The organism is Tistlia consotensis USBA 355, assembly GCF_900177295.1.
In the GTDB taxonomy this organism is placed as follows: Bacteria; Pseudomonadota; Alphaproteobacteria; order Kiloniellales; family DSM-21159; genus Tistlia; species Tistlia consotensis.
The window spans coordinates 113665-124396 of sequence record NZ_FWZX01000022.1 but is presented as its reverse complement, the minus strand read 5'-3'; the positions used below and the strand labels follow the sequence as shown (position 1 = coordinate 124396).

Sequence of the window (10732 nt, the reverse complement as noted above, 5' to 3'; positions counted from 1 at the left end):
GGCAAGACGCCGAACCGCCAGCTCGATCCACGCCCGAGCACCAGCGGCGGCCAGGTTGAGCCGATGCCGCCAGCGTTTTCACACGACCAAGACCCGTTGCGGACGTTCAGGCGTGCTTAGCATGTAGTTGAACACACCACCGTAGCGTCCCCTAGGGGAGGAGAAACCCGGGGGCGCAGAAACGCGCGAAATCCCTATATTCAGTGGGTTTCAGCCGATATCCAGCACATACCTGGAGCACAGACATTGCCCTTCCCGCTGCCGGTTTGGCCTACCCTGCTGCCTCGTTAAGGTCTCGTAACTCGTAATGGTCTCCCTTGTCTTCTGCGACATATTCTTGGTCGGCACCGAGAATACCGACGGGAAGTCGGTTCGTGGCGAGCGGGTTGTGGACCACTACAATGGGCGTGTTAGCACCGCACGCGGCGTTCAAGCTTGCCGGACTGCCGAGAACGGCACTCACTCCCGCGTAGTCTGGATTCAGAAAACTGTCCGTTGGCACTGCGGCCCCGCTCGGCTTGCGGATGAACAACCGGTGTCCATGACGGGTATCTACCGTTTCCATCGTGTCTCGGTTGATCACCACTTCAATCGGTCCCACCGGAAATACCGCCTCCACCGCGAACGGCAGTTGGGAAATACCAACGTGGCAATCCATCTCGTAGCGCCCCAGGCGGCATGAATTCACGGCGATGACATAAGGATCGTTCTGCCCGACAATACCCTTGGTCGCGTAACCCGGCCTCACGACCTCCTCACCGGTAGCGCGGTCGCGTTCCAGCCTTCCGGTCAGCTTTTCCCTCTTCTCCTTCAGTGCCGCCGTCCATCGGAGAACCATTTCTTCGTGGGGCAAGCTCCAAACCCGCACTTCGCCCGGTCGGGATTCTCGCAACCACTCATCCGGCAGACTTGAGGGAGAAGGACAGATCGCCTCCACCCAAATTGTTTGGCCTGAGCGATCTATTCTGCAGTCCGGTCCTTCGTCTGCGGAACTGATATCCAGGCCGATGTTCTTCAGGTGACTGGCGAGTAGCATCTCCCACAGATAAGCGTAAAAATGCTCATCCGTGCCATCGGTGAAATCCTGATCGAACTTCGTATCCTTCAGACCCCAATCCGCATATCGACGATGAAGGTCAATCAGGCAGCCGGTCAGCTTGGCGTTGTTCGGAAATTTGTTCGCCAGGAAATCCTCTACTCGGTTCATGGCAGCTTCGGCTGCCGCTTTGTGTATGCCTCCAGCGGCCAAGCTTCCTGATAGGCTGCGATCATGCCAATGCTGGGTAGCTCAACATTTGCGATCACCGCGACCTGACCGAGACAACGGCTCAGGTGTCCGCGTAGCGCCTCCAGGGCGCCGAAGTACGCTTCCCTCTGATCAAGCGGACGGTGAAAGTCACGAGGGTCGCCATAGTCCCGTTCGTGGCCTTGCGACGATAGCCTTTGTTCGAACGTGAGGAACTGCCGCACTCCCTCCAGCATGACCTCCAAGAGGAGGTAGAGCGGGCCATCGGCCAGATGCGCAAGTTCGACCTGTTTATCCACCAGCACCGACCGGATGGACTGGAGCGATTCCAACGCCTGATCAATGCACGTATCGCAGCATTCCTGAGCGCTGAGCACACGGCGATCCGACATGCGGATTACGACTTCGCGGGCCACCCGGCGCTCAATATCTGCCGGGGTCGCCGTGAACGATAGGAAGGGCAAGCTGAGCGTCACACTCACGCCGTCGGTACGCCGGGCCAACTCCCGGCGCGCCCGCTGGATAAGCGCCGTCAGGTCGAATCTGAATGGTGGTTCTTCGCGCATAGGATACTATAACATAAGGGTAGCGACATGGCAGGCCGCTATTCGGTTGTCGCTCCATTACTTCTTGGAAAGACTATCCCGTTTCCATAAGAATCAAGAATTTTCTCGCAAACGTAGTTCAGCGACCTTGGCCCGGTCGGGTCGCGCAATGCCTCTATGAAGGCGTGCGCCAAGACGTTCCAATACGCTGGAACGCCGAGAACGTTCTTCGACTTTATGCCATCTGCAAGCATTTCCCGAAGATCGCCAGGATTGGGACTGATCACGTAGACATTGCCTAAGAAACCCCGAAATGCCTCCCTGAAGAAATCCAGAGAGACGCAATCGTCATAGGTGCCTTCGGGTCGCTGTCCAAAACTGTATCCGATGATGGCGATGAACCTGGGTGAGAACCGGGCAACCGCCAACAAGCGACCTGCAAGCTGCAAGTCAGCGTAGGATTCCGGGATGCACATTAGAATGTCGTCCGGCGCAACCTGCAGATCAAACTCACGCGCCGCCATCATCAGTTCGCCCATCTCCGGTGCACCGTACCCCCGTTGAATAGTGCCATGCGCATCTACCACCCTATGAATCCCGCCGCACGCTTCGCCCGCCAAGCCGTCGTGATTGTAGTTCAGGATCAGAGAAGGGTAGAAGAGTCGGAAGACGCTGTAGTTGTCGATTGGCCGTTGTCGAAACCGGGGCTTCGCGAGTTCGTGCTTCATGAACAGCCGCGCGTAGTAGTCCGGCAATCTCTGAACCTTCTCAAACCATAGGAAGTCTGTTCTAGATCCGATTGCCTGACCCGATGCCATCTCGATAATCCGTCTCGTCAAGGGAGCGTGGTCTGGAACGTCAACCGGGAACGACGGGGAGTTCAATGCGTAGTCACGGGCTGGTCCCGTCATGAAGGCATGGCCGAATGGTGCAACCCCTGCCGACGTGCCAGCACCGAGAATGTAAAGGCCACGGCACGCCCGGAAGTGCGCCAACAGGTATTCGTAGCTAGCTGTGAACAACGCCATCCGCTAAGATATCATGTGCTAAGGTGTATTCTAAGTGAACCATACCCTTGAGCAAGCCGCTGTGGGATGGGCGTTCAAACGCGCGTTTGAGGCTCAATGAAGTCCGGCTTGACCTTTGGAAGGTCGAGTCCGACAGGCTCTTAGAAAACAATAAGATGCTCGCTCTCAATGGATTCGGCGGCGCAATGCTCAGCTGTGGGGGCGCCCGTCACCCAGCCAATATGCCGCTTCAGTAGCCGCTCCTGGCGCATTTGAGCCCATCGTGGACTTCGCCTTCGCAATATCACTCCGGGCTGCCGAACCTTGCCACGCAGTGCCATGCTTGCTTGATGGACTGCGGATCGGCCTTGTCCGATCTGCGGGCAAAGCCTATTTCGCGGGGCGTCACGTAGCCGCCTTCCGCAATCGAGGCTGCCAGGTCCGCGACTTCCTGCCCGCGATAGGCCACGCAGTCCTCGACCCGGCTGACCGGCATGCGAAATCCAGGATGCCATTCGACCGGAAAGGGGAGCGTCCTGGCCGCGGCTTCAATCCCCGTGTCCCGATAGCTTGGATCGAGCACGATGGCGTCTACGTCGTCGGTCAGGATCAACGGGCCATGTACGTGGGCTTCGACATAGCGGTCGAGCATGTCCGCCAACGCCCGGCCCTTCTCGGCCAGGGCAATGAGGCCCATGCGGTCGGCCACACCGAAATCGACCGGATCGAGATGGCTGTCGGGATAGCAGAACGTGGTGCGAGCCAGAACGTGGGGCCGCAACCGCAGGTGAGCGGATCCGAACCGTGGCGAGCCACCCGTCGCGCGCCTGAGATAGTTCAATGCCCCGTACCTCGGTCGCAGCTCGGGATCCGCATTGTCATAGGCGGTCCCGAACATGCGGCTCTCCCAGAGCCAGCGTTCTCCGCCGGGGTGAGCGGTCAGGCCGCCATTGCTGGTTCCGGTCTCAAATTGCGTGCGGTAGATGCCCTCTCTTGCGAGGATCTCGATCATCAAGCGACCCTGGTGCAGGGCATCGGGATGGAAGTTCAGCGTTACCGGAACGCCATTCGGGAGCGGCGGACCTTCTGATTGGCCGCGAACGTGTCGGATCGCTTCATCAATGCATGGATGAAGCCTGTATCCGTCACGCTGCCCTGGCGTTTCCGGCGGCATCACTTCGCCCGATGTTTTCACGACCGACCTACCACAGTGGGAACCGCAATGCACGGAAGCCCGCCTCGGGCAGCGGCCAGAGGCCAGAGGAACGTCCCTTCCTGGCGGATTCTGTTGAAAAAGTCCGATGGCGTGTTCGGCGCGACACTAAGATCGCCGATCGACATCAAGTCGTAAGATCATTCCAAGACAACGAGCCGTCTTAAATCAATCTGTCGCGCTGGCCTCGGATCCGGCAACCACGCCGACTTTTTCAACAGAATCGACGCAAAGCGGCCTCCGGCGACCCTACGTGCCCTCGCACCGCAGACATGCCGCCTTCCTCCCATCCCCGACCCCCACCAGCCCCGGGTCCCGCTCCGCACACACCGGCCCGATGACCTTCGGGCACCGGGGATGGAACCGGCAGCCGCCCGGCAGGGCCAGCGGGCTCGGGATGTCGCCTTCCAGGGGCGGCGGGTCGGGCTGGTCGGGCTCGGGCAGGGGCACGGAGGCGAGCAGGACCTCGCTGTAGGGGTGCCTGGGCGCGTCGAACAGGGCGGCGGTCGGGCCGGTCTCGACCAGGCGGCCGAGGTACATGACCGCGACCTCGTCGCAGAGCTGCCGGACCACGGCGAGGTTGTGGGAGATGAAGAGGTAGGTGAGGCCGAGGTCGCGCTGCAGGCCGCGCAGGAACTCCAGCATCTGGGCCTGGACCGAGACGTCGAGCGCCGAGGTCGGCTCGTCGAGCACCAGCAGCTTGGGGTCGAGCGCGACGGCGCGGGCGATGCAGACCCGCTGCTTCTGGCCGCCCGACAGCTCGTGCGGGTAGCGGTAGAGGTAGCGCCGGCCGAGGCCGACGATCTCGAGCAGCTCCTCGACCCGGGCGGTCAGGGCCGCGCCGCGCAGCACCCGGTGGATGACCAGCGGCTCGGCGATCGAGGCGAAGATCGTCTTGCGCGGGTTCAGCGAGGCATGGGGGTCCTGGAAGACCATCTGGATGTCGCGGCCGAGGGCGCGGCGCGCGCGGCCCTCCAGCCGGCCGATCGGGCGGCCCTCGAAGAGGATCTCGCCGCCCGTCGGCTGCTGCAGGCCGGTGACCAGCCTGGCCACGGTCGACTTGCCCGAGCCGGACTCGCCGACCAGGCCCAGGCAGCCGCCGCGCGGGATCGAAAAGTCGATGCCGTCGACGGCGCGCAGCGAGGCCCGGCCGAGGCGGCCGCCGCGCACCGCGAAGGCCTTCTCCAGGCCGCGGACCTCCAGGAGCGGCGCCCCGCTCGTTCCCCCGGTCATCGGGGCACCTCGAAGTCCGCCTCGACCGGCGGGCCGGGGTAGCGGTGGCAGGCGACGCGGTGGCCGGGCTCGGCCTCGACCACCGGCGGCTTCTCGCGGGCACAGATCTCGGTGGCCAGCGGGCAGCGCGGCCGGAAGCGGCAGCCCGAGGGCGGGTCGAGCAGGTTGGGGATCGCGCCCGGGATGCCGGGCAGGCGCCCGCTGTCGCCGTGCAGCTTCGGGATCGCCTTGAGCAGGCCCTGGGTATAGGGGTGCAGGGGGCGGGCCAGCAGCGCCGCGGTCGGCGCGTCCTCGACGATCGTGCCGGCGTACATCACGACGATGCGCCGGCAGACCTTGGCGACCACGCCGAGGTCGTGGGAGATCAGCAGCACGGCGAGGCCGAGGCGCTCGACCAGCTCGTGGATCAGGCGCAGCACCTGGCCCTGGATCGTGACGTCGAGCGCCGTGGTCGGCTCGTCGGCGACCAGCAGGGCCGGCTCGCCGGCCAGGGCCATGGCGATCAGCACGCGCTGGCGCATGCCGCCGGACAGCTCGTGGGGATAGGCCTCGAGCTGGCGCTCGGGGTGGGGCAGCTGGACCTGGGCGAGCAGCTCGGCGGCGCGGCGGCGCCGGCCGGCGCGGCCGAGGCGCTGTCCGGGGGGCCGTGCCTTCTGGCGTGCGGCGACGACGTCGGTCAGCTGGCGGCCGACGCTCAGCACCGGGTTGAGGTAGGTCATCGGGTCCTGGGGGATGAGCGCGATGCGCTGGCCGCGGATCCGGCGCAGGCGGCGCTCGCGGACCTTCGTCAGGTCCTCGCCCTCGAAGCGGATCGCGCCGCCGGCGAAGCGCGCCGGCGGCATCGGCAGCAGGCGCAGCAGGCTGCGCGCCGTCACCGACTTGCCGCAGCCGGTCTCGCCGACGATGCCCAGGGTCTCGCGGGCGCCGAGCGAGAAGGTCACGCCGTCGAGCACCCGGAGGGTGCCGTCGAAGGTCTCGATCTCCAGCTTCAGGTCGTCGAACTCGACCAGCGGCGCGCCCGTCGCCCGCGGCCCGTTCATCGTCCCCGGCCCGCTCATCGTCCGCGGCTCCGGGGGTCGAAGACGTCGCGCAGGCCGTCGCCCACCAGGTTGAAGCCGAGCACGGTGAAGTAGATCGCCAGGCCCGGGAAGGTCGCGTACCACCACCAGGTCGGCAGGTAGTTGCGGCCGATCGAGATCATCGCGCCCCACTCGGGTGCCGGCGGCTGCGCGCCGAGGCCGATGAAGCCCAGGCTGGCCGCCGCCAGGATCGCCATGCCCATGTCCATCGAGGCCTTGACCAGGATCGGCGAGAGGCAGTTCGGCAGGATGTGCGAGAAGAGGATGCGCGGCGTCGTGGCGCCGGCGAGACGCGCCGCCTCGACGTAGGTCTCGCCCTTGAGCGCCAGGGTCTTGCTCTCGATCAGGCGTACGTAGCCCGGCCACCAGACCAGGGACAGCGCGACGATGGCGTTGACGATGCCGGGCCCGAGCGCCGCGACGATGGCGACGGCCAGCACCAGGGCCGGCACCGAGAGGAAGACGTCGGTGACCCGCATGATGGTCTCGCGCAGCCAGCCGCCGCTGTAGCCGGCCAGGATGCCGAGCGGCACGCCGATGCCGGCGGCGACCCCGGTGATGATCAGCGCGACGGCCAGCGACAGGCGGGTGCCGACGACGACCCGCGTCAGGATGTCGTTGCCGACCTCGTCGGTGCCGAACCAGTGCGCCGCCGAGGGCGGCTGCAGCTTGTCGGCCAGGTGCACGGCGCCGGCCGCGTCCTCGGGGTAGGGCACCAGCGCGGGGCCGAGGGCGGCGAGCAACAGGAAGGCCACGACCAGCACGAGGCCGAGCATCGCCGAGGCGCTGCGCCGGTAGGTGTGCCAGTAGAGCCGGAGCTGGCGGATCCGCGGCGCGTGGCGCTCGCGCCAGCCGGCGCGGGGCGCCGCGGTCATGTCGGGCGCGGCCATCAGGCCGGCTCCCGCGTGCGCGGGTCGAGCCAGACGTAGGCGAGGTCGACCAGCAGGTTGGCGAGCATGAAGGAGATGCCGATCAGCAGGGTCACGCCCATGATCGGCTGGAAGTCCTGGGCGATCGCCGACTGGGTGGCGTAGAGCCCGATGCCCGGCCAGTCGAAGACCGATTCGACCAGCACCGTGCCGCCGAGCATCCAGCCGAAGCGCAGGCCGATCATCGCGAGCGTCGGCAGCATGGCGTTCTTGAGCGCGTAGAGGCAGACCGTGCGGAAGCCGCCGAGGCCGTGGGCGCGGGCCGTGACGATGTAGTCCTGGCCGAGCGCCTCGATCATCTCGGCGCGGTTGACCCGGATGATCGAGGCCAGCGCCGGGAAGCAGAGCGCCAGCGCCGGCAGCAGGAGGTGCGCCGCGGCGTCGCCGAAGACCTGCCATTGGCCTTGCAGCAGCGAGTCGAGCAGGTAGAGGTGGGTGATCGGCTCGGGCGGCGTCGACATCAGGCCGAGCCGGCCGCCGAGCGGCAGCCAGCCGAGGTCGAGGGCGACCAGCAGCTGCAGCATCAGGCCGAGCCAGAACATCGGGATGGCGACGCCCGAGACGCTGACGACGCGCGCCAGCTGGTCGAACCAGCCGTTGCGCCCCAGGGCCGAGAGCACGCCGAGCGGGATGCCGAGCAGCACGGCGATCAGGATCGAGACGGTGACCAGCTCGAAGGTCGCGGGGAAGAAGTCGGCGAGGTCGGCGAGCACGTCGTGGTTGGTCCTGACCGAGCGGCCCAGGTCGCCCTGCAGGATGCCGAGGAGGTAGCGGCCGAGCTGCACCGGCAGCGGCCGGTCCAGGCCGTACTCCTGGCGGATCTGCTCGACCATCTCGGGCGTCGCATCGGGCCCGGCGGCCAGCGAGGCGGGGTCGCCGGGCGCGACGTGGGAGATGGCGAAGGTCAGCAGCAGCAGGCCGAGCAGCATCGCGACCAGGAAGACCAGCCGTCTGCCGACGAAGCGTGCCATGTCCTCGCGGGATGTCCTTGTCAAACGTCGCGCCCGGTCACCCCTCACCCGCCTCGCTGTCGCTCGGCACCCTCTCCCCCAAGGGGCGAGGGTTACTCGCCCTCGCCCCTTGGGGGAGAGGGAGGGGCCCGCGGCCGTCAGGCCGCGGGAGGGTGAGGGGTCGTTCCCGAGCTTCGACCTCAGCCTACTTCGGCGCGACGGTCAGCTGGTAGAGGTCCGTCTCGCCGGTGAAGTTGACCGGCGAGAACTTGAAGCCCTCGACCCAGTCGCGCCGCGCCCAGCGTCGGTTGGCCAGCATGCCGAAGACCTCCGGCTGGTCGGCCAGGATGCGCTTCTGGATCTCGAGGTAGAGCGGCGCCCGCTTGTCCCAGTCGGCCGTCGCCCGCGCCTTCTCGATCAGGGCGTCGAGCTCGGGGTCCTTCAGGTAGTGCGAGCCGTAGTACTTGCCCCAGGAGGCCTTGTGGTACTGGAAGGCGACGGCGTCGGGATCGGTCGCGACCGGGGTCGCGAAGATCGCGATCATCGCCGGGGCGGTCTCGACCTTCTCGGCGCGCGCCGTCATGTTCGGCCAGGTCAGCGGCACCAGCTTCACGGTGATGCCGAGGGGCTTGAGGTTGTCGATCAGGACGAGGCCGATCTTGCGCTCCTCCTCCAGGCCCTGGACGTAGACGTACTCCAGCTCGATGCCGCCCTTCGCGTAGGCGCTCTTGGCCAGGTATTCCTTGGCCTTGGCGAGGTCCTGGCGCGGCATGTCGGGCAGCGTGACGTGGCCCTTGATGGCCGGCGGGAAGGGGCTGTCCTCCAGCTTGGCGGCGCCGTTGTAGATCTGCAGCAGCGCCTTGTAGTCGAAGGCGTAGGCGATCGCCTTGCGCAGGTTGAGGTCGGCGGTCGGGCCGACCTGGGTGTTGAACTTGATGCCGAAGGTGGTCATGCCGCCGTGGTCCTCGACGGCGATGCCCGGCATCTTGCCGACGACGTCGAAGTCCTCGCTCGACAGGCCCTCGACGATGTCGGCCTGGCCGGCGATCAGCGCGGCGCGCTGGCTCGAGGCCTCGCGCATCAGCTTGTAGATGATGCCGGCCGGGTGGGTCTTGTGCGGCCAGCCCTTCCAGTAGTCGTTCTTGGCGATCAGCTGGTAGAGCGTGCCCTGCTCCCAGCGGCCCTGCTTGAAGGGCCCGCTGCCGGCGGCGTGCTCGGTCATCCAGGCCTGGCCCAGGTCGCCGTCCTTCTCGTGTGCCATGACCTCCTTCGGGTCCATGACGTACCACCAGGGCAGGAAGGCCAGGAAGGGCGCGTAGGGCTGCTTCAGGGTGAAGCGGAGGGTGTGCGGGTCGACGACCGCGATGCCGTCGGGCGCCAGCACCGAGGACAGCATCCAGGCCGGGCCCTTGTTGATCTTCAGCGTGCGCTCGAAGGAGAACTTGACCGCCGCCGCGTCGACCGGGTCGCCGTTGGCGAACTTGGCGTTGTCGACCAGGTGGAAGGTCCAGACCGTGGCGTCGCCGTTCTTCTCCCAGCTCTTGGCCAGCCAGGGCTCGATCTCGGCCGGATCGCCCTCGTACTTGACCAGCGCGTCGTAGAGCGACTGCTGCAGCATCCGGGTCGACCAGTCGTACTTCTGGCTCGGGTCGAGGTTCGGCACCGGCTGGCGGCCGCCGAACACCAGGACCGGGCCGTCGGACGTCTTCTCGAAGGCCGGGGCCGGCTGGGCCAGCGTCGCGCCGACCAGCGTTCCCAGGGCCAATGCCGCGGCCAGGCGGCCGCCGCTCCTCAGCATCCTCGTCATCTCGATAGCCTCCTGTTCGTTCGGTTCGCTTCTTTCTTGGGTGGTCTCAGGTCAGCAGCAGGTCGACGGCGTGGGCGACGATGCGGCGCGACAGCATCACCGGCCGGCCCGAGGCCGCGGCGACGCGCCTGCGCATGGCCTCGGAGTAGCCCATGCAGTGCATGACCACGAGGTCGGTGCCGGCGAGCTCGCGGCCGGCCGCCTCGAAGCGCTCCTCGCCGTAGGGCGAGGCGAAGCTGACGCGGCTCTGCTTGCCGTCGATGCCGTGGAATTCGTCGATCTGCTTCTCGTTGGGCACCAGGATGCCCAGCGTCTCGGCGCCGTAGGCGAGGCCCTGGACGAAATGGTCGACGGCGAGCTGCGGCTCCAGGAACAGGGTCTTCACGCGGAACGGCTCGAAGTGGCCCGTGCAGAGCAGCACGATCAGGTCGAAGCCCTGGCCGTCGAGCTCGTCGAACAGGGCCTGCAGGCGCTGCTGGATCCTGGTCTTGCCGAGGATCACCTCGCGGCCGTCGACCAGGCGGCTGACCAGCCGCTCCTCGCCGGCGCCGGGCGCCAGGGCCGCGACCTCGGCGTCGGAGAGACCGTCGAGCGCGCCGACCTCGACGACGTCGAGCGGGCAGCGAACCTCGGCCAGGATCTCCGGCGTCAGGTCGACCCGCGGCGCCTGGCCGATCGTCACGAATGCGCTGCGCTTGGCCACCTCGCCGCCCCCCCTTGCCG

General features: G+C 66.5%; 10 protein-coding genes. All 10 read right to left on the bottom strand.

Features of this window, described 5'->3' with window-relative positions:
* Positions 1–271: 271 nt before the first annotated feature.
* Positions 272–1207, bottom strand: coding sequence for a hypothetical protein (locus B9O00_RS32675; protein ID WP_143596318.1), 936 nt, complete (start codon positions 1205–1207; stop codon positions 272–274).
* The gene (locus B9O00_RS22225; RefSeq protein WP_143596317.1) at positions 1204–1812 is read right to left on the bottom strand and encodes a DUF6650 family protein; all 609 of its coding nucleotides are present in this window, start codon (positions 1810–1812) and stop codon (positions 1204–1206) included. Before B9O00_RS22225 ends, B9O00_RS32675 begins: the two co-directional genes overlap by 4 nt.
* Before the next feature lie 38 nt (positions 1813–1850).
* The gene (locus B9O00_RS32670; RefSeq protein ID WP_143596316.1) at positions 1851–2546 is read right to left on the bottom strand and encodes a hypothetical protein; all 696 of its coding nucleotides are present in this window, start codon (positions 2544–2546) and stop codon (positions 1851–1853) included.
* 556 nt (positions 2547–3102) lie between these two features.
* The gene (locus B9O00_RS22220; protein ID WP_085124933.1) at positions 3103–3972 is read right to left on the bottom strand and encodes a DUF3626 domain-containing protein; all 870 of its coding nucleotides are present in this window, start codon (positions 3970–3972) and stop codon (positions 3103–3105) included.
* Between the two features lie 288 nt (positions 3973–4260).
* Positions 4261–5244, bottom strand: a complete 984-nt coding sequence (locus tag B9O00_RS22215; protein ID WP_085124932.1) for an ABC transporter ATP-binding protein — start codon at positions 5242–5244, stop codon at positions 4261–4263.
* Positions 5241–6302: an ABC transporter ATP-binding protein gene (locus tag B9O00_RS22210; RefSeq protein ID WP_085124931.1), complete on the bottom strand. Its 1062-nt coding sequence runs from the start codon at positions 6300–6302 to the stop codon at positions 5241–5243. The genes B9O00_RS22215 and B9O00_RS22210 overlap by 4 nt, the downstream gene beginning before the upstream one ends.
* On the bottom strand, positions 6299–7213 hold the full coding sequence (locus B9O00_RS22205) for an ABC transporter permease (protein ID WP_085124930.1): 915 nt from the start codon (positions 7211–7213) through the stop codon (positions 6299–6301). The genes B9O00_RS22210 and B9O00_RS22205 overlap by 4 nt, the downstream gene beginning before the upstream one ends.
* Positions 7213–8223 (bottom strand): ABC transporter permease, encoded by a 1011-nt coding sequence (locus B9O00_RS22200; protein ID WP_085124929.1) that lies wholly within the window; start codon positions 8221–8223, stop codon positions 7213–7215. Before B9O00_RS22200 ends, B9O00_RS22205 begins: the two co-directional genes overlap by 1 nt.
* A 184-nt stretch (positions 8224–8407) precedes the next feature.
* Positions 8408–10009, bottom strand: coding sequence for an ABC transporter substrate-binding protein (locus B9O00_RS22195; RefSeq protein WP_085124928.1), 1602 nt, complete (start codon positions 10007–10009; stop codon positions 8408–8410).
* 46 nt (positions 10010–10055) lie between these two features.
* A complete protein-coding gene (locus B9O00_RS22190) occupies positions 10056–10712 on the bottom strand; it encodes an AroM family protein (RefSeq protein WP_200808630.1) in 657 nt (218 codons plus the stop codon).
* Between the last annotated feature and the right edge of the window lie 20 nt (positions 10713–10732).

What these genes read in the sequence shown, in the direction of transcription:
- B9O00_RS22225 (WP_143596317.1), bottom strand. Translation starts at nt 1,812, where the DNA reads ATGCGCGAAGAACCACCATTCAGATTCGACCTGACGGCGCTTATCCAG.
- B9O00_RS22205 (WP_085124930.1), bottom strand. Translation starts at nt 7,213, where the DNA reads ATGGCCGCGCCCGACATGACCGCGGCGCCCCGCGCCGGCTGGCGCGAG.
- B9O00_RS22200 (WP_085124929.1), bottom strand. Translation starts at nt 8,223, where the DNA reads ATGGCACGCTTCGTCGGCAGACGGCTGGTCTTCCTGGTCGCGATGCTG.
- B9O00_RS32675 (WP_143596318.1), bottom strand. Translation starts at nt 1,207, where the DNA reads ATGAACCGAGTAGAGGATTTCCTGGCGAACAAATTTCCGAACAACGCC.
- B9O00_RS22195 (WP_085124928.1), bottom strand. Translation starts at nt 10,009, where the DNA reads ATGACGAGGATGCTGAGGAGCGGCGGCCGCCTGGCCGCGGCATTGGCC.
- B9O00_RS22210 (WP_085124931.1), bottom strand. Translation starts at nt 6,302, where the DNA reads ATGAGCGGGCCGGGGACGATGAACGGGCCGCGGGCGACGGGCGCGCCG.
- B9O00_RS22215 (WP_085124932.1), bottom strand. Translation starts at nt 5,244, where the DNA reads ATGACCGGGGGAACGAGCGGGGCGCCGCTCCTGGAGGTCCGCGGCCTG.
- B9O00_RS22220 (WP_085124933.1), bottom strand. Translation starts at nt 3,972, where the DNA reads ATGCCGCCGGAAACGCCAGGGCAGCGTGACGGATACAGGCTTCATCCA.